Origin of the sequence: Flaviramulus aquimarinus (assembly GCF_039543205.1) — a bacterium.
Taxonomy (GTDB): Bacteria; Bacteroidota; Bacteroidia; order Flavobacteriales; family Flavobacteriaceae; genus Flaviramulus_B; species Flaviramulus_B aquimarinus.
Genome location: NZ_BAABJH010000001.1, coordinates 1782435 through 1808042, shown reverse-complemented (window position 1 = coordinate 1808042; position 25608 = coordinate 1782435). Strand labels below are relative to the sequence as shown.

The 25608-nt window shown below is 31.4% G+C and carries 15 protein-coding genes and 1 tRNA gene; 9 read left to right on the top strand and 7 right to left on the bottom strand.

All coding sequences use genetic code 11. From position 1 onward, the window contains the following. The first annotated feature begins 41 nt into the window (after positions 1 to 41). From ABD941_RS08250 to ABD941_RS08240, 3 genes are all read left to right on the top strand, one after another. On the top strand, positions 42 to 683 hold the full coding sequence (locus ABD941_RS08250; RefSeq protein WP_345273636.1) for a ribonuclease H1 domain-containing protein: 642 nt from the start codon (positions 42 to 44) through the stop codon (positions 681 to 683). A gap of 91 nt (positions 684 to 774) precedes the next feature. Continuing rightward, positions 775 to 1701 carry a PfkB family carbohydrate kinase gene (locus ABD941_RS08245; protein WP_345273635.1) on the top strand — a complete coding sequence of 309 codons (927 nt, stop codon included), beginning with the start codon at positions 775 to 777 and terminating at the stop codon, positions 1699 to 1701. Positions 1702 to 1776: 75 nt separating this feature from the next. Further along, positions 1777 to 3675 (top strand): amidophosphoribosyltransferase, encoded by a 1899-nt coding sequence (locus tag ABD941_RS08240; RefSeq protein WP_345273634.1) that lies wholly within the window; start codon positions 1777 to 1779, stop codon positions 3673 to 3675. A gap of 497 nt (positions 3676 to 4172) precedes the next feature. Here ABD941_RS08240 and ABD941_RS08235 read toward each other — a convergent pair whose 3' ends face one another. Beyond that, positions 4173 to 4781 carry a superoxide dismutase gene (locus tag ABD941_RS08235; protein ID WP_345273633.1) on the bottom strand — a complete coding sequence of 203 codons (609 nt, stop codon included), beginning with the start codon at positions 4779 to 4781 and terminating at the stop codon, positions 4173 to 4175. A 125-nt stretch (positions 4782 to 4906) separates the two neighbouring features. Here ABD941_RS08235 and ABD941_RS08230 point away from each other — a divergent pair, with 125 nt between their 5' ends. The 5 genes from ABD941_RS08230 to ABD941_RS08210 all read left to right on the top strand — a co-directional run bounded on the left by ABD941_RS08230 (position 4907) and on the right by ABD941_RS08210 (position 14475). Continuing rightward, on the top strand, positions 4907 to 8041 hold the full coding sequence (locus tag ABD941_RS08230) for a UvrD-helicase domain-containing protein (RefSeq protein WP_345273632.1): 3135 nt from the start codon (positions 4907 to 4909) through the stop codon (positions 8039 to 8041). A 21-nt stretch (positions 8042 to 8062) separates the two neighbouring features. After that, positions 8063 to 9256, top strand: coding sequence for a glycine C-acetyltransferase (gene kbl, locus ABD941_RS08225; protein WP_345273631.1), 1194 nt, complete (start codon positions 8063 to 8065; stop codon positions 9254 to 9256). A gap of 123 nt (positions 9257 to 9379) precedes the next feature. After that, positions 9380 to 10780 (top strand): OmpA family protein, encoded by a 1401-nt coding sequence (locus tag ABD941_RS08220; protein WP_345273630.1) that lies wholly within the window; start codon positions 9380 to 9382, stop codon positions 10778 to 10780. Between the two features lie 74 nt (positions 10781 to 10854). After that, the gene (locus ABD941_RS08215) at positions 10855 to 13614 is read left to right on the top strand and encodes a PD-(D/E)XK nuclease family protein (RefSeq protein ID WP_345273629.1); all 2760 of its coding nucleotides are present in this window, start codon (positions 10855 to 10857) and stop codon (positions 13612 to 13614) included. Between the two features lie 3 nt (positions 13615 to 13617). Beyond that, entirely contained in the window at positions 13618 to 14475 is an 858-nt protein-coding gene (locus ABD941_RS08210; protein ID WP_345273628.1) for an alpha/beta hydrolase family protein, read from the top strand. Here ABD941_RS08210 and ABD941_RS08205 read toward each other — a convergent pair. The 6 genes from ABD941_RS08205 to ABD941_RS08180 form a co-directional block, all read right to left on the bottom strand. Next, entirely contained in the window at positions 14472 to 17393 is a 2922-nt protein-coding gene (locus ABD941_RS08205) for an FAD-binding and (Fe-S)-binding domain-containing protein (protein ID WP_345273627.1), read from the bottom strand. The two genes, ABD941_RS08210 and ABD941_RS08205, sit on opposite strands and share 4 nt — an antisense overlap. 287 nt (positions 17394 to 17680) lie before the next feature. Continuing rightward, positions 17681 to 17754: transfer RNA gene (locus ABD941_RS08200), tRNA-Ala, on the bottom strand. Positions 17755 to 18018: 264 nt separating this feature from the next. Further along, positions 18019 to 21114, bottom strand: a complete 3096-nt coding sequence (locus ABD941_RS08195) for an alpha/beta hydrolase (RefSeq protein WP_345273626.1) — start codon at positions 21112 to 21114, stop codon at positions 18019 to 18021. Positions 21115 to 21429: 315 nt separating this feature from the next. Next, complete coding sequence (locus ABD941_RS08190; protein WP_345273625.1) at positions 21430 to 22623, bottom strand: WG repeat-containing protein; 1194 nt, start codon at positions 22621 to 22623, stop codon at positions 21430 to 21432. Between the two features lies 1 nt (position 22624). After that, positions 22625 to 23839 carry a WG repeat-containing protein gene (locus tag ABD941_RS08185; protein ID WP_345273624.1) on the bottom strand — a complete coding sequence of 405 codons (1215 nt, stop codon included), beginning with the start codon at positions 23837 to 23839 and terminating at the stop codon, positions 22625 to 22627. A 2-nt stretch (positions 23840 to 23841) separates the two neighbouring features. Further along, a complete protein-coding gene (locus ABD941_RS08180; RefSeq protein WP_345273623.1) occupies positions 23842 to 25053 on the bottom strand; it encodes a hypothetical protein in 1212 nt (403 codons plus the stop codon). A 149-nt stretch (positions 25054 to 25202) separates the two neighbouring features. On the opposite strand from ABD941_RS08180, the gene ABD941_RS08175 reads away from it, so the two are divergent. Further along, entirely contained in the window at positions 25203 to 25571 is a 369-nt protein-coding gene (locus ABD941_RS08175; protein ID WP_345273622.1) for a hypothetical protein, read from the top strand. The last annotated feature ends 37 nt before the right edge of the window (positions 25572 to 25608 follow it).

Below are 25608 nucleotides of genomic sequence, written 5' to 3'. Positions count from 1 at the left end.
ACTAAATTCAAAAGATTCCTTCCTTTGAGGGGATTACAAAAATGTCAAAGAAAAAAAAGAAATATTATACTGTTTGGAAAGGGCATCATACTGGTGTTTTTGAATCATGGGATGATTGCAAGGCTCAGATAAAAGATTTTCAAGGTGCTCAATACAAATCATTTTCAACGTTTGATGCTGCAAAAAAAGCGCTTAAAGGAAACTATAAAGATTACGTTGGAAAAGCAACTAAGTTTAAAAGTGAATTATCAGAAGTTCAACTTAAAAAAATAGGACAACCTAATTACAATTCCATTTCAGTTGATGCCGCCTCTAGTGGTAATCCAGGAAAAATGGAATACCGTGGTGTTGATACAAAAACCAAAAAACAACTCTTTATACAAGGCCCTTTTGAAGAAGGCACTAATAATATAGGTGAGTTTCTTGCACTTGTGCATGGGTTAGCAATACTTAAAAAGAATAACAGCAATCGTATTCTTTATACCGATTCTAGAACCGCTATAAGTTGGGTTAAAAAGAAAACATGTAACACTAAACTTAAACGTAACGACACCAACAAACCTGTTTTTGATTTAGTGGATAGAGCCATAGATTGGTTAAAAAGCAACACTTTTAATACCGTAATTGTTAAATGGGAAACCAAAGCCTGGGGTGAAATTCCTGCCGATTTTGGAAGAAAATAACCTGTATACAATCCTATAAAAGCAATCAAAAAATATTCTTGAATTAGTATTTAAAAGACTTATATTTGCAGCTTAATTTCATGCTTTTTTTATGAGTAAACTAGTAATTGTTGGCACCGTAGCTTTTGATGCTATTGAAACGCCTTTTGGTAAAACCGATAAAATCCTTGGTGGTGCTGCAACTTATATAGGTTTATCTGCTTCTCATTTTAATATTGATGCTGTTGCAGTATCGGTTGTTGGTGGTGATTTTCCACAAGAGTACTTAGATTTATTATCTAACAAAAATATTGACACTTCTGGAATAGAAATCGTAAAAGAAGGCAAAACGTTCTTTTGGAGCGGTCGTTATCATAACGATATGAATTCTCGTGATACTTTAGCAACAGAATTAAACACACTTGCAGACTTTAATCCTGTGGTTCCCGAAGTTTATAAAGATGCTGAAGTGGTTATGTTAGGAAATTTACACCCTATCGTCCAATCTAGTGTTTTAGATCAAATGAGTAGTAAGCCAAAACTGGTTATTTTAGATACCATGAATTTTTGGATGGATTGCGCCTTAGATGATTTGCATAATGTTATAAAACGTATAGACGTCATTACCATAAACGATGAAGAAGCCAGACAACTTACAGGAGAATACTCTTTAGTTGTTGCTGCTAGAAAAATACATGAAATGGGACCAAAGTATGTTGTAATTAAAAAAGGAGAGCACGGCGCATTATTATTTCATAATGAGCATGTGTTTTATGCACCAGCCTTACCACTAGAAGAAGTATTTGATCCCACGGGAGCAGGAGATACTTTTGCAGGTGGATTTGCTGGCTATATTGCTAAAACAGGTGATGTTTCTTTTGAAAATATGAAAAATGCTATCATATACGGTTCAACATTGGCATCCTTTTGTGTCGAAAAATTTGGAACTGAACGTATGCAAAATTTATCAAGTGATGAAATACATAAACGCTTGCTTCAGTTTAAGCAACTAACGCAATTTGAAATAGAATTAACATAAACCAACGCGCTCTAAAATAGAGTGCGTTTTTGATTATAAAATAATTTTAAAGAATAAAGCGAAAATATTTATAATATGAGTGATGCTTTAAAACACGAATGTGGAATAGCCATGATTAGACTTTTAAAACCATTAGAGTTTTATAAAGAAAAATATGGCAGTGCATTTTATGGTGTAAACAAAATGTATTTAATGATGGAAAAACAGCATAATCGCGGTCAAGATGGTGCTGGTTTTGCAAGTATAAAATTAGATACTAAACCTGGTGAACGTTATATAAGCCGAGTCCGTTCTATTGCCCAGCAGCCCATTCAAGATATTTTTGGGCAAATTAACGATAGAGTTAATAAAGAACTCGAAGCTAACCCAGAATATAAAAACGATGTTGCAGCACAAAAAAGAAACATTCCATACATCGGTGAAGTTTTATTAGGGCATGTGCGTTACGGTACTTTTGGAAAAAACAGTGTAGAAAGTGTACATCCTTTTTTAAGGCAAAACAATTGGATGCATAGAAACCTAATTATGGCTGGAAACTTTAACATGACCAATGTTAAAGAATTATTTGGCAATCTTATTGATTTAGGGCAACATCCAAAAGAGTATACAGACACCATTACTATAATGGAAAAAATTGGTCATTTTTTAGATGACGCCGTTAGTAAGATCTATAAAGATTTAAAAAAAGAAGGTTATAATAAACAACAAGCATCGCCACGTATTGCTAAACGTTTAAAAGTTTCCAAAATTTTAAAGCGGGCTGCAAAAAATTGGGATGGCGGTTATGCTATGGCAGGCCTTATTGGTCATGGTGATTCGTTTGTTTTGAGGGATCCCGCAGGTATTCGCCCAGCATATTATTATCAAGATGATGAAATTGTTGTTGTAGCATCAGAGCGCCCTGTAATTCAAACCGTTTTTAACGTTAAGTTTGAAGATGTAAAAGAATTAGAACCAGGACACGCTATTATTACTAAAAAATCTGGACAAGTTGGTATAAAAAAGATACTAGAGCCTTTAGAAAGAAAAGCTTGCTCCTTTGAACGTATTTATTTTTCGCGAGGCAGTGATGCCGAAATATATCAAGAACGTAAAATGCTTGGTAAATTATTAATGCCTAAAGTCCTTGAAGCAATTGATAACGATACCAAAAACACGGTATTTTCATATATTCCTAATACAGCCGAAACCTCCTTTTTTGGAATGATAGAAACGGCAGAAGCTTTTATTAATAAAACAAAAACTTCTGCTATTTTAAATGGGCAACGTTCTTTATCGGCCGCTAAGGTTACCGAAATTTTATCGGAACGTGCCAGAATTGAAAAAATAGCTATTAAAGATGTAAAGCTTAGAACGTTTATAACAGAAGACAGCAGTAGAGATGATTTAGTAGCCCATGTTTACGATGTTACCTATGGTGTTATTAAACCAACTGACAACTTGGTTATTATTGATGATAGTATTGTTCGAGGCACAACTTTAAAAATGAGTATTTTAAAAATGCTGGATCGTTTAAATCCTAAAAAAATTATTGTAGTGTCTTCTGCACCACAAATTCGTTACCCGGATTGTTATGGTATTGATATGGCAAGACTTGAAAGTTTAGTGGCCTTTAGAGCAGCTTTAGCATTGCTTAAAGAAGCGAATAAATACCATATTGTAAAAGAGGTCTATAATAAATGTATAGAGCAAACGGATTTAGACGATAAAAATGTTCAAAATTTTGTTAAGGAAATATATGACCCGTTTACAAATGAACAAATCTCTGATAAAATTTCAGAACTACTTAGTGATGAATCGATTAAAGCTGAAGTTAAAATTATTTTTCAGCCTGTAGAGAATTTACACAAGGCCTGTCCAAAGCATTTAGGCGATTGGTATTTTACAGGAAACTACCCAACAGTTGGAGGAAATAGAGTTGTAAATAGAGCCTTTATTAATTTTTATGAAGGCAATAACGAACGTGCTTATTAATTGTCAAATTGTTATTTTTTTTTAGCTTATCTAACAATAATACATTTAATCCGATAAAAATGCTGTTTGTCTAAAAAATAAGCAGAATATCTAAATTACACATAAATTGGTCTCACCATAACATAAGTAGGTTAAGTTCATGGTAGATTTGGGGCAAAAAAAGGTGAACATCTGTTCGCCTTTTTTTATGCTTTTTAGTTTCGTGATTTATTTTTACGCAGACAAACCTTTTTCTTTCTAAAAAATAAGCTCAATTCCTTTTAAGCCAATATATGAGCCGTTTAACTAAAAAATTTTAGCAATCTGTTTTACGATTATATATTTGTTTCACCATAACATAAGTAGGTTAAGTTTATGGTAGATTTGGGGCAAAAAGGTGAACGACTGTTCACCTTTTTCATTTTATATGCTTTTCCCTCTTTCTCTAAATGTTAAGCATAAAAAAATCGTCTAGAAAAAAGATCTAGACGATTTAATATTTTAAAATATAAAACGCTTTATTTCGCTTCTGCGTAACGTTTTTCAATTTCATTCCAGTTGATTACATTAAAGAATGCCTTTATATAGTCTGGTCGACGGTTTTGATAGTTTAAATAGTATGCATGTTCCCAAACATCAAGTCCTAAAATTGGAGTACCACCACAGCTAACACCTGGCATTAACGGATTGTCTTGATTTGGTGTTGAACAAATTTCAACCTTTCCACCTTTATGAACACATAACCAAGCCCAACCTGATCCAAAACGTGTTCCTGCAGCTTTAGAAAAAGCAGCAATAAATTCGTCTTTAGATCCATAAGCTGCCTCGATAGCTTCTTTTAAATCGCCAGACAAATATCCTCTATCTTCAGGATTCATAACACTCCAATATAATGAGTGGTTATAAAATCCACCACCATTATTTCTAACAGCAGCATTTTCCATATCTAAATTTAAAAGAATATCTTCAATGGATTTTCCTTCTAAATCTGTTCCTTCAATAGCATTATTTAAATTGTTAGTATATCCTTGATGATGTTTTGAATAATGTATTTCCATAGTTCTAGCATCTATATGAGGTTCTAGAGCATCATAAGCATATCCTAATTTCGGTAATTCGAAAGCCATAATTTTTTGTTTTATATTATTAGTATTTATTTTCATTCAAATTTACGGATAAAACAGGTCAATTAAAAATAATAAATTGTTATGAACTCATTGATAGTTTTTATCTTGTAAACAAATTCTACGACATGCAAACCAACCATGCTTTTACTATTTATAACGCCTCTGCAGGTAGTGGGAAAACCTATACACTCGTAAAAGAGTATTTAAAGATTTTGTTTCGTTCTAAAAATCCTGAACAGTTTAAACGCATACTTGCCATAACGTTTACTAATAAAGCTGTTGCCGAAATGAAAGAGCGTATCATTGAAACACTCAAAACGTTTTCAGATAAAGCTATTTTAGAAGCTCCAGATAGTATGTTTAAAACCATTTGCAATGAGCTTGAAATAAAACCTAAATCACTTCACCAAAAATCCAAAAAAACACTAAACTCCATTATACATAATTATGCTGCCTTTGATATTTCAACTATTGATGGTTTTACACATAAATTAATCAGAACTTTTGCTTACGATTTAAAATTGCCTTTAAATTTTGAAGTCGAATTAGACCAAGATGTACTTTTAAATGAAGCTGTTGATAGTCTGATTTCAAAAGCTGGAATTGACAAAGAACTTACCAAGGTTTTAGTAGATTTTGCTATTGAAAAAGCCGATGATGATAAAAGTTGGGATGTGGCTTTTGATTTTAATAAAATCGCCAAACTTTTAGTAAACGAAAATGACATTCCTTTTATTGAAACACTAAAAGACAAAACTTTAGACGATTTTAAAACACTTAAAACACAGCTAAAAAAAGAGTTTTCCGTTTTAGAAATGAATATTGTTCAAAAAGCACAAACTATTTTAACTTTAATTCAAGAAGCTGGTTTGGAGTTTAACGACTTTTCTGGAGGTTATTTGCCTAAACATTTTAAAAAATTAGCTGACAAAATTTTTAATGTCAATTTAGAAGCCAAATGGCAAGAGGATATTGAAACCAAAACCTTGTATCCAAAACGTGTTACTGATGCTATTGCTGGCATTATTGAACAAATCCAACCTCAAATAGCTTCTGCTTTTATGGAAACCAAACAGGCTATTTTTCATCTTAAATTTTTAAAAGGGGTTTATAAAAACATTACACCACTTTCTGTTTTAAATGCCATTAATAAAGAGCTTTCTTTTTTGAAAGAAGACCAAAATAAAATGCTGATTTCAGAATTCAATGCTATTATCAGTAAAGAAATAAGAAATCAACCAACACCCTTTATTTATGAGCGAATTGGAGAAAAGTTCAATCATTATTTTATTGATGAATTTCAAGACACTTCAGTTATGCAATGGCAAAATTTAATTCCGTTGTTAGAAAATTCACTTTCCACAAAAACAGGAAGCACTATGTTGGTGGGCGATGCAAAACAAGCCATTTACAGATGGCGTGGCGGCAAAGCAGAACAGTTTATTGGATTGTTTAATAAAGACAATCCGTTTTACATAAAAAAACACATTAAAAATCTTCCTTCAAATTTTAGAAGCTTTAAAGAAATAATCCATTTTAATAATGGTTTCTTTAAGTTTTTAGCAACCCAAGTTTTTAAAAATGATGAATATAAAACCCTTTACGAAAATGCCCATCAAGATATTACTAAAAAAGATGAAGGCTATGTCGAGTTATCCTTTTTAGATTTTGAAAAAGACGATGATAGAGATGATATTTTTCCAAGTGAAGTTTTAAAAACAATTCGTAAAAGCTTAAAAAACGGTTTTGCATTAAAAGATATTTGTGTTTTAGTAAGAAAGAAAAAGGAAGGTATTGCAGTAGCTAATTATTTGAGTCAAAATTACATTCCTATTATTTCATCAGAAACCTTACTTATTAATAATTCGCCAGAAGTTGTTTTTATAAATGACTTATTGGGACTTTTAATCCAACCAAAAAACAACGAACTAAAAATCAAGGTTTTAAATTTTTTAGCCACGCTATTCAATATTAAGGATAAGCATGATTTTTTTACGAATCATATAAGCTTACCCACATCGGAACTATTCAAAAGTTTTGAGGTTTTTAATATATCCGTATCAAATACCATGTTATTACAACTTCCGCTTTATGATTTGGCAGAAACTATAGTTAGATGCTTTGATTTAGTGAAATCATCAAACGCCTATATTCAATTTTATTTAGATATTGTTCTAGATTTTTCAAAAAAGAAAGGCTCTAATATTTCTGGCTTTTTAGACTATTTTGAAAAGAAAAAAGAAAGTCTAAGTATTATATCTCCTAAAGGCCAAAATGCCGTTCAAATCATGACCATTCATAAATCTAAAGGTTTGGAATTCCCCGTAGTTATATTTCCTTATGCCGATCTAGATATTTATAGAGAATTAGAACCCAAAGAATGGTTCCCTTTAAACAAAGAAAAATACAATGGTTTTTCGCATGCACTTCTAAACTATAATAAGGATTTTGAACACTATGGAAATGAAGGCAAAAACATATATAACAAACATCAATCTGAACAGGAATTAGACAATATTAATTTATTATATGTAACCTTAACTAGAGCTGTTGAGCAGTTATATATTATTTCAAAAAAAGATATTTCATCAAAAGGCGAGGTTAATAGTAAAAAATATTCTGGTTTGCTTATCAATTACTTGCAGCATTTGGGGTTGTGGAATGATTCAGAATTAACATATCACTTCGGAAACCCTATAGCTATAGAGACTAAAAGAACATCTTCTTCAAGAGAAACACATATCCAAAACCAGTTTATTTCTACAGCCAAAGAAAAACACAATATAAAAGTCGTTACTAAATCTGGTTTACTATGGGACACCAATCAACAGAAAGCTATAGAGAAAGGTAATCTTATTCATAATATCATGTCGCACATCAAAACAAAGGATGATATTGATTTTGTGATTAGTGATTTTATAAATGCATCATTAATTAATAACGAACAAGCTTCAGCATTAAAATCAACGGTACTAAAAATTGTTGAACACCCAAAACTTAAAACGTATTACAGTTCAAATAACACCATATATAATGAACGTGATATTATTACAAAAGATGGTGTTATTTTAAGACCAGACCGCGTGGTTATCACTTCGGAAAACAATACTGTAATTATAGACTATAAAACTGGAGCTGAAGACAAAAAACACCAACAGCAATTACAATTATACCAAGATGTATTAGAAACCATGACATTAAACATAAAAAAGAAAATTCTTATCTATATAAATGATGATATTTTAGTTAAAGATATTTAAATTTGCATAAAACGCAAAAATATGTATGGAAAACTGAAAAATCATCTAAAAGCAGAACTTCAAGACATAAAAATTAACGGTCTTTATAAAGAAGAGCGTATTATAACTTCAGCTCAAGGAGCAGAAATTACTCTAAACACAGGAGAGACTGTTTTAAACTTTTGTGCTAATAACTATTTAGGATTGTCATCGCATCCAGATGTTATTCAAGCGGCAAAAGATATTATGGACACCCATGGATTTGGCATGAGCTCGGTTCGTTTTATTTGTGGCACCCAAGACATACATAAAGAACTAGAGGAAAAGATTGCCGATTTTTATAAAACGGAAGACACTATATTATATGCTGCAGCTTTTGATGCCAATGGTGGTGTTTTTGAACCTTTACTTGGAAAAGAAGATGCTATTATATCAGATTCATTAAATCATGCTTCAATAATAGACGGGGTACGTTTATGCAAAGCAGCACGCTATCGTTACCAAAATAGTGATATGGTAGATTTAGAAAAACAACTTGTTGTTGCAAATGAAAATGGAGCACGTTTTAAAATTATAGTTACAGATGGTGTGTTTTCTATGGACGGATTAGTAGCGCCATTAGATGAAATTTGTAATTTAGCCGACAAATATGATGCCCTAGTAATGATAGATGAATGCCATGCTACAGGGTTTATAGGTAAAACAGGGCGTGGAACATTAGAAGAAAAAGGTGTTTTAGATAGAATTGACATTATAACTGGGACTTTAGGCAAAGCTTTAGGCGGCGCTATGGGAGGCTACACTACCGGAAAAAAGGAAATTATTGATATGCTACGCCAACGTTCCAGACCTTACTTATTTTCAAACTCACTTGCGCCAGCAATTGTAGGAGCATCAATAAAGGTTTTTGATATGCTTACCAGTAACACAGAATTAAGAGATACTTTAGAATGGAATACTAATTATTTCAAAAAAGGTATGAAAAAAGCAGGTTTTGATATTATTGATGGCGATTCAGCAATCGTACCTGTTATGTTATATGATGCAAAACTATCTCAAACTATGGCAAATATGTTATTAAAAGAGGGTATTTATGTTATTGGCTTCTTTTTTCCTGTCGTTCCAAAAGAAAAAGCAAGAATACGGGTACAACTCTCTGCAGCTCATACAAAAGCACATCTAGACAAGGCTATAACAGCTTTTACCAGCGTAGGAAAAGCGTTAAACATTATCTAAATTCATTCTAGACTATCGACCAACTACCAATATGTTCTATTTTTTTTTATATTTGTCTTTGTTAATAACATTTAACAACTTACTTTTGTTCACGATTAACACTTAAAAATTAAACTTTTGAATATGAAAAATCTTAGCAGATTATTGTTCGCTATGTTGCTTGTACTTGGTTATAGCAACGCTAATGCGCAAGACCAAAACAACCCATGGCAAATTACTATTGGGGTAAATGCAGTTGATGCTTATCCTTCTGGAGATGGCGTTGTAAATAATGCCTCATTTGGTGATACTTTTGGAGATGAATTCTTTAATGTAGAAGATCACTGGAATATTCTACCTTCTTTATCTTCAATCTCTGTATCTAAGTATTTAAGCGATGGTTTCTCTTTTGGATTAACTGGATCTTTAAATAAAATTAGTAAATGGGGTGATGTACCTGGATTAGCAGCTGGCGTTCCTGAACAAACTAATGAAGTTGATGATTTGTCTTACTACGGAGTTGATGGTACTATTAAATATAACTTTAGAGAAAATAAAACTTTCGATCCTTTCGTAGGCGTAGGAGGTGGATACACTTGGATTGATGAAATTGGAGCTGGTACTTTAAACGGAACTTTAGGTTTCAACTATTGGTTTAGTGACAATATTGGTTTAACTGTTCAAACAGCATACAAACATGCTTTTGAAGATTATTTACAAACACATTTCCAACATACTGCTGGTGTATCAATCAAGTTTGGTGGAACTGACACTGATGGCGATGGCATATACGATAAAGATGATGCTTGTCCAGATGTTGCTGGTTTAGAGGAATTCAATGGATGTCCTGATACTGACGGTGATGGTATTGAAGACAGTAAAGATGACTGTCCTAACGAAGCTGGTTTAGCTGAACTTAATGGATGTCCTGATACTGACGGTGATGGTATAGCTGATAAAGATGATAACTGTCCTACAGTTGCTGGTTTAAAAGCTTTAGCTGGTTGTCCTGATGCTGATGGTGATGGTGTAACTGATGCTGATGATAAATGTCCTAACACTGCAGGTCCTGCTGCTAACAACGGTTGCCCTTGGCCTGATACTGATGGCGATGGTGTTTTAGACAAAGATGATAAGTGTCCAGACGTTAAAGGTACTGTTGCTAACAACGGTTGTCCTGAAGTAACTGAAGAAGTTCAAAAAACACTTAATGAATATGCTAAAACGATTTTATTTGATACTGGTAAATCTTCTATCAAATCACAATCTGAAGCTGTATTAGGTGATATCATAGGTATCCTTAAAGAATACTCAACGGCTAAATTTACTATTGAAGGTCATACAGATAGCGTTGGTAGCGAAAAATTAAACCAAAGATTATCTGATTCTAGAGCTAACTCTGTAAAAGAATATTTAGTTACTAACGGAATTGATGCTTTCAGATTATCTGCTCTTGGATATGGAGAATCTAAACCAATTGATTCTAACAAGACTAGAAAAGGTAGAGCTAATAACAGACGTGTTGAAATTAACTTAGCAAAATAAGCTAATATAATTTTAAAAATAAATAAGTTTAAAAAAACGCTTCGGATATCCGAAGCGTTTTTTATTTTTAGGGCATGGCTACTTTCATTTTTGATGTTTTAAAAGATTTACAAAACAACAACACAAATCTTTCTCAAGTAACCTTTATATTGCCGAGTAAAAGAGCAGGGTTGTTTTTAAAGCATGAACTTCCAAAAGTTATACAGCAAACCGTTTTTTCTCCTCAAATTAATAGTATTGAAGAGTTTGTTCAAGAATTATCCCAGTTAAAACCTGTACCAAATACAGAACTCATTTTTGAATTTTATGATGCCTATGCGCAATTAACAAAAAAAGAGAATCTTGACTCATTTGAATCCTTCTCAAAATGGGCACAAATACTATTGCAAGACTTTAATGAAATAGATCGATATCTTATTCCACAAGAAAACATTTTCAATTACCTAAGTGCCATTCAAGATTTAAATCATTGGTCCTTAGAAGAGCAAAAAACAGATTTTGTTAAAAATTATTTAGCATTTTGGAATAAGCTCTATAACTATTATACACATTTTACTGAACAGCTTTTAAACAAAAAAATAGGCTACCAAGGTCTAATTTATAGAGAGGCCGTTGAAAATTTAGAATCATACATTCAAAGTAATCCCAAAAAACAACATGTGTTTTTAGGGTTTAATGCCTTAAACACTTCCGAAGAAACCATTATACAAGAATTACTTCAAAACAACTTAGCAAAAATCTATTGGGATATTGATAAGGTTTTCTTAGATAACGAAAAACATGATGCTGCATGGTTTACCAGACAGCATAAAGCCCATTGGAAATACTTTAAAAACAATCCCTTTAAATGGATTACATCACATTATTCAAAAGAAAAAAACATATCCGTATTTGGTGTTCCAAAAAATATTGGACAAGCCAAATACATCGGGTCGCTTTTAAACACACTACAAAAAGACAACCAATCATTGCAAAACACGGCAGTTATTTTAGGCGATGAAGACTTGTTGGTTCCCGTACTTAATTCAATCCCTTTAAGTATTAATGCCTTAAACATCACTATGGGGTTTCCGCTAAAGTCTATCCCACTGGCATCGCTTTTTGAAGCCCTTTTTCATTTACACAAAACACCTTCGAACGCCTTTTACTATAAAGATGTTATAAACATTATATCACATCAATTTATAAGGCCTTTACTTTATATCGAAAACATAGATTACGCATCTAAACTCATCGAAACCATTAATAATAATAATCATGTTTACTTAAATAAAGACCGTTTAAGAGATATTGCCGACAAAGCAGGCGATGTTATTGATTTGTTGTTTTCAAGCTGGGAAACATCTGTTAAAACAGCATTAGGCAATTGCTCAAAGCTTATATTAGCTATTAAAAATTATTTAGACATAGAGAAAGCTTCAAATTTACTTTCATTGGAATATATATTCCGCTTTAACGAATTGTTTAATGAGCTTAACCGATTAAATTCAGAGTACCATCACATAAAAGATATTTCAACGCTCCATGGTGTATATAAAGAATTATTAAGTACGGAAAATTTAGATTTTCAAGGCGAGCCCCTAGAAGGCTTACAAGTTATGGGTATGTTAGAATCTCGTGTTTTAGATTTTGAGACCATTATTATTTCTTCAGTAAATGAAGGCGTGCTTCCTGCTGGAAAAAGCAATAATTCTTTTATCCCTTTTGATGTTAAAATTGAAAACAACCTACCTACTTATAAAGAGAAAGACGCTGTTTATACCTATCATTTCTATAGACTTTTACAACGAGCTAAAAATATTTTTATAATATATAATACAGAGGCAGATGTATTAACAGGTGGTGAAAAAAGCCGATTTATTACACAACTGGAATTAGAAGGCATCCATCATCTAAATCATCAAATTATAGCACCTCAAGCACCGATTATCGAACCTATTTTAAATGTTGTTAAAAAAACAGAAGCTTTACAAAAACAACTCATAAAGGTGGCTCAAGAAGGTTTTTCGCCATCCTCATTAACCAACTATATAAGAAATCCCATTGATTTTTATTATCAGAAAATATTAAAAATTAAAGATCACGATGATGTAGAAGAAACCGTTGCTGCAAATACCTTAGGTACCGTAGTGCATAATACGCTTGAGGATTTTTATAAGCCTTTAACTGGTCAGTTTTTAACCGTTGAAATTCTTAATAATTTAAAATCTAATATCGAAGAAAGAGTAACGTTTCATTTTAAAAATGAATATAAAGAGGGCGATATAACCAAAGGCAAAAACCTAATTATTTTTGAAATTGCAAAACGCTACGTTTCCAATTTTTTGAATTTAGAACTAAAAACTATAAGAGATGGCAATGAGATAAAAATTATAGCCATAGAAGCAGATAATGCCATTTCTATTCATATTCCTGAGCTTGACTTCCCTGTTAAAATTAAAGGTAAAGTGGATAGGGTGGATGAATGTAATGGCATGATTCGTATTATCGATTACAAAACAGGTAACGTTCAACAAAATCAGGTTGAAATTTTAAATTGGGAAGACCTTACTAAAGATTATAAAAAGTATAGTAAAAGTTTTCAAATTCTAAGCTATGCTTATATGATGCAGCTTTCAAAAGAAATAAAACTACCTGTCGAAGCCGGTATTATATCTTTTAAAAATTTAGGGGCTGGGTTTTTAAAATTTGCCAAAAAAGATAAACCCGGTAGTTATGCAAAGAAACATACATTAATAACTCAAGAAACCATGGATATGTTTAGTGTAGAATTAAAAAACCTTATTCTCGAAATTTGTAATCCAAAGGAGGATTTCATCGAAAAAGAACTTTAAAAAATGACTGTTTCTAAAAATATAATAATTAAAGGGCAACATAGCAAACCCATACTAACTGATGTTTTTTATATTGAAAACAATCAGTCAAAACCCATTATCATTTTTTGTCATGGCTATAAAGGTTTTAAGGACTGGGGTGCATGGAATATCATGGCAAAATCATTTGCCAAAGCTGGCTTCTATTTCATAAAATTTAATTTTTCACATAACGGCGGAAACGTTGAACAGCCGATTGATTTTCCAGATTTAGAAGCTTTTGGCAATAATAACTACACTAAGGAATTAGATGATTTGCAATCTGTAATGGATTGGATGGATTCAAATTCTGAATTAAAAAAAGAAGCAAATAGTAATAACATTTCACTCATTGGCCATAGTAGAGCTGGTGGTATTGTAACTATAAAAGCTGAAGAAGATAATCGTGTTAAAAAAGTAATTAGCTTAGCCGGAGTTTGCGATTTTGGAAAAAGATCATCCACAACAGGAGATTTAGAACAATGGAAAAAAGATGGTGTTAAATATGTTTTAAATGGCAGAACAAAACAGCAGATGCCTCATTATTACCAATTCTATGAAGATTTTATGGCTAATGAAAATAGGTTAACAATTAAACGAGCCGTTTCAAACTTAAAAATACCATATTTGATTTTACATGGTCATGCAGACACCAGTGTTCTCGTTGAAGAAGCATATCAACTCCATCAATGGAATTCTAATAGTAGGCTAGAGATAATTGAAGGCGCCAACCATGTTTTTGGAGCTTCACATCCATGGAATAGTAAAAGTATACCAGAACATTTAGAATTTGCGAAGACTAAAATTATTGATTTTATTGATAGTAAACTGAATAATAGTTAAATCAATGCCTTTTTTAAAACACTAACTGGATGCTGTGCAATACGCTTAGTGCCATCAAAAACCTGATGGCGACAACTCGTGCCTGATGCAGCAATAATTACAGAAGCTTCCATAGTTCTTATCTTTGGAAATAAACTGTCCTCTCCTACTTGCATACTCACATCATAATGTTCTTTCTCATAACCAAACGAACCTGCCATACCGCAACAACCTGAATTGATGACACTAACAGCAAAGTTTTCAGGTAAATTCAACATAAAAAAAGTAGGCTCCGTGCTACTTAATGCTTTTTGATGACAATGTCCATGTATTTTAATAATTGATGGTTGACTAGTAAATTGACTAGAATGAATATCTCCTTTTAATATGGCATTCTTTAGAAACTCTTCAATAGTAAAAGTGTGTTCAGCAATTTTTTTTGCTACATCTTTGGATTCTGCCAAACGTAAATATTCATCTCTAAATGATAAAATAGCTGAAGGTTCAATACCAATTAGTGGTGTGTTTTTAGAAATTAGAGATGCAAAAATTGAAATGTTTGTATTGGCAATTATTTTAGCTTCATCAAGAAAACCTTTTGAGAGGTGGCTCCTTCCACTCTCTTCATGGTCAATAATGTGTACTTTATATCCCAGTTGATTTAGCAATTCAAAAGTGTCTATCCCAATTTGAACATCATAATAATTAGTAAACTCATCTACAAACAAATAGAGTTCTCCCTTATACAATGATGTGGTTTGGAATTTATAACGGTTAGCACTGTGCCATGCTCTAAATGTTTTAGAAGCAAGTTTAGGAAGGCTTCTTTTTTTAGCAATGCCCAATACGTTTTTTGCTAAAAGCGTCTTTAATAATGTATTGGTTACATGAGGAAAAAGGCTTGCTATTTTATTATATTTTACATTATTTGCCAACATTTTGGTTCTTAATGATGGTGGATTTTCTTTTTGATATTGGTATAAAAACTCAGATTTAAAACTTGCGACATCTACATTACTTGGGCATTCACTTGCACAAGCTTTACAACTTAAACACAAATCGAAAACGTCTTTTAGTTCAGCATGATTGAATTTATTATCCTTATTCGAATTAGTCAAAAATTCTCTTAAAGTATTAGCCCTAGCACGTGTGGTATCTTTTTCATTTCGAGTAGCGCGGTAACTCGGGCACATGGTTCCTCCTGAAGACGATAATTTTCGGCAATCGCCAGAACCATTGCATTTTTCAGCGGCTCGTAATAATCCCTTTGAATCAGAAAAATCCATGAGTGTTTTAATATCTGGTTCTTTTCTGTCAATGGCATAGCGTAACGACTTATCCATGGGATAGGCGTCAACAATTTTACCTTTATTAAATACATTATCAGGATCAAAAGCATGCTTTATACGCTTTAACAAGGCATAGTTTTTTTCTCCAATCATAAGTGGTAAAAATTCACCACGAACAATACCATCACCATGTTCTCCGCTAAATGAGCCTTTATATTTTTTAACAAGTTTTGCTGTTTCGGTAGTGATTTCCCTAAAGAGCGCTACGTCTTTATTTTCCTTTAAATTTAATATGGGCCTTAAATGTATTTCGCCCGCTCCAGCATGCGCATAATAAACGGCCTTTTGCCCATAACGGTCCATCATATTTGTGAATTCGGAAATGTAATTGGGTAAATCTTTTAAATCTACTGCAGTGTCTTCAATACAGGCTACAGCTTTAGCATCGCCAACAATGTTTCCTAATAGCCCAAGACCTGCTTTTCGTAATTCAATACCTTTTGTTATATCTTGATCATATAGTTTTGGAAAGGCATAACCTAAATGGTGCTCTTTTAAATCTTGAATTAAACTGTTAGCCAAAACCTCCACTTTTTCTAAGGACACATCTCTAATTTCCAGCATTAAAATAGCTTGTGGGTCGCCATCAATAAAAAACCTATTTTTTTCTTGCTCCCTATTGTTTTTCGTGCAATCTAAAATGGTTTTATCCAATAACTCACAAGAATAAAGATTATGCTCCATGGCTATTAAAGTGGCCTCTAAACTTTCTTGAACACTATTAAAGTGCGCTATTACAAACAATTCTTCTTTTGGTGGCAATACATCTAATTGTAATGTTATAGCTGTTGTAAAAGCCAAGGTTCCCTCACTGCCGCAAAGTAGTTTTGCAATATTTATATCTTCAGATAATCCATTAGACGAACCTTTATCTAAAAAAGTATCAACAGCATATCCAGTATTCCGTCTATGGATAGATGCTTTTGGGAAGGCTTGATGTATTTCAGATTGAATTTTTGGGTTTGTTAATTCTTCAAAAAGGATATTATAAATAACACCTTCAACGCCGTTACTTAATTGCTTTGCTTTAAACGCTTCAATAGAAAGTGAATTAAATACAGCTTCCGATCCATCAGACAATATCGTTTTTATTTCTATGACTTTATCTCGTGTTACACCATACTTAATGGATGTAGACCCTGAAGAATTATTACCAACCATCCCACCTAGCATACAACGGTTACTGGTTGATGTATTGGGAGAAAAAAACAAACCAAAAGGCTTTAGAAAATGATTCAATTCATCTCTTATAATACCAGGTTCTATAACTACTGTTTTTTGATCTTCATTGAATTCTATAATTTTAGTAAAATGCTTAGATACATCAACAACAATACCTTCTCCAACACATTGTCCAGCTAAAGAGGTGCCTGCTGCTCTAGGAATAAGTGTTATGCCATAGTTTTTAGCAAAATCTATCAGCTTTTTAATATCACTCTTGTTCTTAGGATACGCAACAGCCAAAGGAATCATTCGGTAAACCGAAGCGTCTGTAGCATAAATACTTTTGTGTAACGCATCATAAAAGAGTTCGCCCTTCAATTTTTCCGAAAGTGCTTTTAGGTCGTTTTTAGTTATTAATTCTGGCATGAAGTTTTTATCTGCTACTTGAATTGAATTGGACTAAGGTATTAAACATGTTTTTAATATGAATAAATAATTCTATCTAATTAAACCTATTTTAGATGTAAATTAAAAATTCTGACTTAGAATCTTAACTGTTTTTTATAGATTTTGAAATTGTATAAATTAATTTTATTTATCAATAAACCAATTAGTTAATATAATTACGGAAATTCCATTAAAAGTATTTTATATCTGCAGTAATAAAAACAAAAAAGACTTCCAATTTTCCTGAAAGTCTTTCTATTATTTAGTGGAGAAGATCGGATTCGAACCGACGACCTCTTGACTGCCAGTCAAGCGCTCTAGCCAACTGAGCTACATCCCCTTTTACTGTATCTATAGTGTTTACAATGGTTTCTCCTCTTTTATGAGAAAATGCATTTGGTTGCAAAACTACGCAAATGTATACATTTTAGTGCAAAAACCCACCACCAAAACCCACCACCATTTTTATAATAATTAGAAACTTTATACTAATTCTAGATTCCTAAATAAATAATACATTTAACCCCTTTATATTTGTGAGTTATTTCTGTATATTTGATATAATAGAAATTACAACAAATAACTATGGTAAACATATACAGCCTTAATTTAGTATGTTTTTGATATATAGTTTAAATGGTTTTGAATTAACATATTTCATTATATGGTGGTTTTTGCCAATTTTTGCTTCAATATTTTCAAATTCAGAATTAGGAAAACTATCCTTAAACATTGTATCTAATGTAATAGCATCATTATTACAATTACAGCCTAAACTAGTATTTCCATATTTTAAACTGCCTGGTCCAAATATTTTCTTCCATTTCTTTTTTAACACTAAATCGTCCTTATTATATATCACTGTTAATTTATAATTATCATTCGTTTTAAAATCTTCATTCATTGTTGTTCTTTCATAATATTCAGTAAACAAGTCACTAGAAATAGCTGGAGCAATGAGGCAAACATTAATTTTTTGTTGAGTAGGGGTTTCAAAACTTAACTTGAAATTCTCTATATCTGAATCTTTTAGGTTGAATAAAGATGCCGATACCACCCGAGTACCTAAACTATGACCTATAATATTAATTTCATTAGCTTTTATTTTGGACAACAAATTTCTCAAAGAATAACCCACTTTGTTAGCATTTCCTATTGCCTGATTTTCAAAAAGCTCAAATATTCTCTTATTCGTTTTTAAATTTCTACCAACACAGCAGTCATAAGTAGCATCCCAATAAATTTCTATGAATTTAATATCAGAACCAAGGGCTGCCTGTTCAAGTATTGCCTCTTTTAAAAATTCATTGTCCTCCTGAGAAGAACTGCCGCCATACCTTGAACTTATGGGCTTTCTAAAACCGTGTGTCAGGACAAACACTTTAGAATTTGAATTAATTTTATTATTTAGTAATTGTAAATTTTCATTCACTAAACTAGTTTGAAACGCTCTATAATTAGCTTCTGTAAAACTCTTAAAATCATGATTTAAACCTCTTGCTATTTTTACAAATTTCAATTGATTATTTGAATAATACTCTCTTAATGTAGACTCATTAATAATCATATCTTTATTTGAAATAAACTCTTCGGGGTATAAGCCTCCTTCCTTATCAAAAAACACCCTAAATGTATTCTCAGATGGTTTGAAATAATTAATTTTTTCACCGTATAAAACATTTTGATTTAACTTAATACTGGAATCTTCTGCATCAACGTTATGAGCTTTCCTTTTTAAATTAAACAAAGGGATATCAACATTTAATCCTATTGTGAATCTCAATACGTTTTCATCATTAAACTCATTAGCTTCATTTTCAATATTCCTTAATAAAGGCGCAAATTGAGCACCAAATGACAAGGCAAATGGGGATTTTTTAAATCCTTTGATAAAATATAGCCCAGGAGCAAAAACTTGACTCCATTTTATATTTTCAGGAAGACCTTCAGCGCTATCGTCCTTAAATCGATAACTAAAGGGAGCGCCTAAATCTATTGCTGAAAGAAAAATAGTATTCGAATTTGTTTGTGTATTAATATCCTTTGTCTTGTCTACTTTCCATGAATATGAAAACCCTATAGGTGCAGTAATACCAAAACTGAAGCTATCACTTTCATTAATTTCATATCCACCAAAAATCCCAGGGTAAGCACTAACGTCCCAAGAGTTACTAAATTGCCGTTTTATTCTATATGAACTAACTGGCAGAGCATAAGTATTCATTATATCCTTTACTTCAACCTTGCTTCCCTCTTTAGATGCATTTATTATATCTACCAAAAAGTTACCATAGAAAACAATATGCTTTTTTATTTTATCATTTGTTTGATTATCTATCAAAAACTTATCCAATAATCCAATAGTAGTTAAAAGTGAATTACCATAATCTTTAGAAGCCATAGAATTATATATAGCATTGAAAGAAATAGTTAACTCTTTAAGTTTTGCGGTATCAAACGGCATTTGGACATTGTTTCCTTTAATTATTTCTTCTAAAAAAGAGGCGCTGATAGAATATAAATTGAGTGTTGATGATGCAAAATTAAAATAAGCCTCAAAATTCAGCTTACCCTGTTCATCACTTAATTCTTTTAATTGATTAGAAAGATTCTCAAAATCATTAGTAAGAGTGTAAATTTTAGGTATCAATTCGGTGCGAACTAGGTGTTCTGACAACTGGTAGCTTTTGGGGATGATTTTATTTGATTTAAGCTTAATAAAAATTAGTCCTATAAAATAATCTAACTCTTTTTTTTCTAAAATTTTAATTTCATTAAAACCAACTAATTTTCCATCCTCATTAATTAAGTTATCATAAAAAAGGTCTAATGCACCAATAAACTTATGAAGAGCATAGTTATCATAATCATTATATTGAGTTGCCAATAATTTTATAATTCGTTCAGCAGAATCTCCTTTTTTTATTGCATTGAATAAATCCATTGACATTTTAATACTCTGTCCAAATTCAGTTTTAATAAAGTCTGAATTCAAAAGTTCATTAAGTATATTCTCAGGCATTTCTGCGATGTCCGATTTAAAAGCAGATACCCAAGTTTGACCCAAGGAAGGAGTATCAAAACTATTTTGGCTTTTTAAAAGTAAAAGGGTTTTGGGAAATACTTCTTCCAAATTAATGTTAATGGTAACTTTTTTGCCATCTGAATTTAAAGTTATTATGTAGTCTTTGTCCAATATTTCCTTTAGGTTATCATAGAAGGTTAATGTAAGTTCCTTTTTGGTTCTTTCAACCAAGAACTGTGCAGTTCCGTCTATAATGTTTGTCGTTAAAGATTTACCTGAATTAAGTTGGTCATCTGTGTCCTTAAGTATCTCTAGGTTTATTTTAGAATCAAAATTAATTTTGCTTTTGATAGGGGCATGCTTAGCGATTAGCATTTTATTTTTATAACATGAAGTCACATCTATATCTTCAAAAACTTTTAGAACCATATTCGTGTCAAAGTCGCTTAAATCATTATTAAATGGCTCGGCAAGAAATTTGCCTAACTGAATTACTAAATTCTTTTCCTCATCACCGATGCAATCAGTCACGTCATCAATACTATTAATAAAGGCAATAATATCTTCATTATTCGATAACTCCTTTAAAGCTTTAGCCTCTAAATAAGCACTGTTTTGAGCTTGAATATTTCCACATAACAAAAAGGAGAATAAAACTAATTTGAAGATTTTCATATTGCAAAATTATAGAAAGTTAGAGGACACCAATTTTAGAATCCAGTCAAATATTATATGTTTTTTCAACATTATCAATCGTTAAAAAAATCAAAATAATTGTAATAATAGTCAATAAAACAAGAATAATTGGTACTTATTCCTTCTAATAAACTTCTAAGAGAATTACTAAAGTAATCCTTAATGCACCACTAAAAAACTTACAAAATGTTATTAAATAAACAGTTGGCTTTTCAACAACCAGTAAAAAACTCGTAACTGTTATACTTAAGCGTTTTTCAGCAACTAAATTAGCAAATGAATACACTCATAATTTTACTTACTGCTACTCCAAGACTTAATCAGACTACCTGTCCTACTATAAATTGCATATCTATAATCAATAGTTCCTTTATAACTACCAGCGTTTCTTTCTGCCATAATTTGACCATTTTCAAAAGTGAAATCGCATCCCCAACATTTTATCGGAATAACAATATTCCCTTTCATATCTAACAAACCATAGTCAGTTCCATCCCTTTTTTTTGCATATGAAACAACCTTTTCATCTTGAACACCAACACTTATATATCCTTCATCATGTAATTTCACCCTATAATATTCATTGGGCTTTACAATAATTTTTCCTCGTTTATTAATAACTCCGTTGTTTCCGCTAGAATTCCAATACTCGGAGTATCCCAAACTATTAAATTTTAGCGAATATTTATACCCGTCTACCAATTCCCTACCTTTCATATCTATAAGCGTATATTTTCTATAAAAATTTTCAACTTCTGCCGTTCCTTCTTCAAAATATTTAATACGCTTGTATTTTGAAGATACAATTTCTACCCCCCTTTCAATATCGAGCAATCCTTTTTTTAATTTACTTCCATCTGTGATTTCCGTAATGTTAATATTATTTTCAAGCTTATTAATCCTATCGTATTTGAAATCAATTAACGTTTCAAACGAACTGTTTACAACACCGAGTTTCTTATTTCCAAATCTATCCAATTTACTGTAAACAGTATTTATATTACTATCTCCATATTTATTTTTGTACCATACATTAAACTCACCTTCCGCTACTTTATTAGCCACTCTTTCTTTTTCAGCATCCTCTTTTCTTTTTACCTCTGCTAATCGCTCTCTTTCTTGCCTAACTCTTTCCTTAGCTAATTCTGAATCAATTTTAGACTCATAAGAAGCGATATCCTCAATTATTTCGTCATTAGGGTTCATATTATAGAGCTTATCCAATTCTTTTTTACTTTGGTGAAACTCTTCTAACCCTAAATATGCTTTAACCTTTAAATTTTGAATCTTTGCAGATTTCATTCCTTTTGAAATTGCTTCAATTTCTCTTGTTTTTTCTAGTGTCTCATAATATTTTCCTTGTTCATACAATTTCTCTGCACCTATAAGTTTAACTCTAATTTTATTTACGGTTGCTTGGTCTAGGTTTTGTGATTGAACAAATGAGAAACTGCAAGCTGTTATTAGTATTAGTATTATTTTTTTCATATCAGTCAATTCTTTCTCCTTTAGTATTTATATGGTGATACCCTGTGTTATCTTTTACATAAGCACGTCCATTATCATCAAAACGAGGCATACCGTAGTAACTATACTTTATTGGTATAATCAGTTTACCGTATTTATCAATCCAACCAAATTTCCCATTGACTTCTACTGTTAATAGATTATATTTTTCGAAATCTGGAATTCCTATTTCATCATACTTTGGTGCAACTAGTTCTTCACCTTTTATATTGATTATCCCATATTTATCATTCTTCTCAACTATAGCAATATTATTGTAAAAATTATCCCCATCATCATATTGATATGGTACAACTAATCTCCCGTTTTCATCTATATAACCCGTTTTAATTCTATCTTCAATAACTTTCTGTACGGGAGCAAGCGCACCTGTAAAATCACCAGGTGCCAAAAGAAAACTCTTTAAAACAATAACACCTTTTTTATTTATAAATACACCTCCTGTATTGGCACTCACCGCTATTAGCCCATTATAACAAACTCCAGGAGAGCCAAATAAGTTTTTACCAAGATTTTTAAGTATATCTCCTTTTTCATTAACTATTAAGAATTCTTTATTAAGTATAACAGCAGCTACCCCTTCATTAAAACCCTGAGAACTATTATCATCATAAATAGGCGGTAAAACTACCTCACCATATTTATTTATGTAACTATATTTTCCATTAATTTCAAATTTAGCTAGAGAAATTCCAGGAGTTGTTCTACTTTTTACTGAAAACCGAATTCTTCCATTATATAACCTTTCTTCTTTTGAGTTTACAAACATTTCATCTACCTCATATGAAATTAATGCAATTTCCTTTAGGTCCTCCTGAGAAACATTCATTTCGTTTAGTTTATCTATAGCATAATAACAGTTTATTAATTCTTCAATTACAAAACGTATTGGTTCTTCAATTCCTTTTTCTTTCGATTCTTTCATATCTTTTTTTATAAAACCGTATAAGGTTTTGATATAAAGAATTTGAATTTTAACCGATTCATTATCTCCGATTAACTCAAATAAATCATCAAAAGAATTTAATGATTTTTTAAAATCCCCACTTTCATTAAGCGATTCAATAATGACCATTTTCATTGAAATTTTACTCAATGTTTTTTGGTCTATTTCTTGTGAAAAACCGACTTGAAAACTGCATACTGCAAGTACTAATGTTATTACTATTTTTTTCATAATTATCTGTATCTTGATTTTATACTGTTTTTCCAATTATTTATTTCAATTTTACATTTTTTCCTTTCAATTTCTTTTTCTCTTTTTTCACGTGCTTTTCTTCTTTTAGAGTCTCTTTCATCTCTTTCTTTCCGATTTAGATATTGCAGATAAGATTCTTTATTTGGGTCATGTCCTTTAATCGCAATTAAACGCAATGGTCCATTTGATTTATAACTATCGTAAGAAAAATCAATTTCATAACCATCAATAAAATCTCCTTTTTTATCAACAAAACCCTCTTTATATGCTGTACAAGTCTCGTAGCAAGATTTTGTTTCTATTTTCTTTCTCACTTTAGCATAACCCATTTTATATTCCAAAATACTCCAATTCCTATATGGTATTAAAACCTTTCCCCGACTATTTATAACGCCTGTTAATCCGTTGTTATAATCAATTTTAAAGTCAATATCATCTTCTACTGAGCCTAACAAAGCATCTAAATCTTTTTCATTAGACTTTGACTTGCTTTTACTCGATAGTAAATCATCAAGATTACTCGAGGTTGCTTTTTTGTTTTGTGAGCTACCCGCTAATAAATCGTCCAAATTATTTGAGCTACTTTTTTTTGTAGAACTTGTTCTACCAGATTCATTTAAAAAATCATCCAAACTCTTTGTCTTTTTTGTTTTTTCAACTTTTGATTTAGCTAACAAAGCGTCCAAATTTGAAATCTCATCATCTAATTTAGAAACCTCTATATTGTATTTTATTTTATCGGTATTTTCCTCTCCTTCCTTTTTTTGAAGACCACTTAAACGATTGTTAATGTTCTTAATGTTCTCATTAAGTTTATTTATTCGCCCTTGTAAGGCAGAGCGATAACTAAATTTATGACCTATTGAATTACTAAGAATATCTATTTGTTTTGCCTTTTCTTTTAAACCACTTTCTTGCATTGAATATAATACAGCTTCATTTTCTTTTTTCTTTTGGGCTAATACATTTTTATCTGCATTTAAACTAAACGAGTTAGGGAATAGCCCTTTTGTGTTTTTTTCGTGCTGAGCCTTAGATTTTGCATAATCATCTTCCAGTTTTCTAATCTCCTCTTCTATTTTCTGCACTCTTTTTTGCTCAGTAGTCATCTTTTCCGATTCAAGTGTAACTTCTTGTGCAAATAAATTAATTGAAAATAGTAGAATAAATGTAATGGCAATTTTGAATTTCATAAGTAGCTCAATAACAATTGGATTACCAAGTATACAAAGATTAATAAATAAAACCTATTCCCAATTTCAGTATATTTTAGAACCTTCCTGTCTGAATCATTATTTTTGATGAACATATTATTACAATACATCTATTAAAACAAATTGATTTGACTGACCTACAAAACGTCTTGATTGAAGGCTCTGAAATAGACATATTCGCCTATTTAAAACCTTTATTTATTGAAAACAGCAAGCTTTCAGAAATTGATATAAAAACTTTGAAAGCATATGAAACCACTAATTATGGGATGATTGGTCTCATTGGATTGCTAATTAATAGTAAGGCACGTATTCTTTTAGGTAAAAAACAAGTATATTATTCAGATATACAAAACTGGTGTAATACAATAGAAACTACTTACGAAGATTTAGAGGTAATTGCCGATAAATATTTGGATGATAGTTTTGAAGAAGAACCCGAATTTATTTTAAGAAAAGTAATGTTAGAGTATCCAGCAGATAGTTTTGAAAATTAATAATAATCTATTAAAACCTAATACGAAATTGAATCAA

Bases quoted from the DNA above. Each gene is read 5' to 3' on its own strand.
- ABD941_RS08250 (WP_345273636.1), top strand. From the start codon at position 42: ATGTCAAAGAAAAAAAAGAAATATTATACTGTTTGGAAAGGGCATCAT.
- ABD941_RS08245 (WP_345273635.1), top strand. From the start codon at position 775: ATGAGTAAACTAGTAATTGTTGGCACCGTAGCTTTTGATGCTATTGAA.
- ABD941_RS08240 (WP_345273634.1), top strand. From the start codon at position 1,777: ATGAGTGATGCTTTAAAACACGAATGTGGAATAGCCATGATTAGACTT.
- ABD941_RS08235 (WP_345273633.1), bottom strand. From the start codon at position 4,781: ATGGCTTTCGAATTACCGAAATTAGGATATGCTTATGATGCTCTAGAA.
- ABD941_RS08230 (WP_345273632.1), top strand. From the start codon at position 4,907: ATGCAAACCAACCATGCTTTTACTATTTATAACGCCTCTGCAGGTAGT.
- kbl (WP_345273631.1), top strand. From the start codon at position 8,063: ATGTATGGAAAACTGAAAAATCATCTAAAAGCAGAACTTCAAGACATA.
- ABD941_RS08220 (WP_345273630.1), top strand. From the start codon at position 9,380: ATGAAAAATCTTAGCAGATTATTGTTCGCTATGTTGCTTGTACTTGGT.
- ABD941_RS08215 (WP_345273629.1), top strand. From the start codon at position 10,855: ATGGCTACTTTCATTTTTGATGTTTTAAAAGATTTACAAAACAACAAC.
- ABD941_RS08210 (WP_345273628.1), top strand. From the start codon at position 13,618: ATGACTGTTTCTAAAAATATAATAATTAAAGGGCAACATAGCAAACCC.
- ABD941_RS08205 (WP_345273627.1), bottom strand. From the start codon at position 17,393: ATGCCAGAATTAATAACTAAAAACGACCTAAAAGCACTTTCGGAAAAA.
- ABD941_RS08195 (WP_345273626.1), bottom strand. From the start codon at position 21,114: ATGAAAATCTTCAAATTAGTTTTATTCTCCTTTTTGTTATGTGGAAAT.
- ABD941_RS08190 (WP_345273625.1), bottom strand. From the start codon at position 22,623: ATGAAAAAAATAATACTAATACTAATAACAGCTTGCAGTTTCTCATTT.
- ABD941_RS08185 (WP_345273624.1), bottom strand. From the start codon at position 23,839: ATGAAAAAAATAGTAATAACATTAGTACTTGCAGTATGCAGTTTTCAA.
- ABD941_RS08180 (WP_345273623.1), bottom strand. From the start codon at position 25,053: ATGAAATTCAAAATTGCCATTACATTTATTCTACTATTTTCAATTAAT.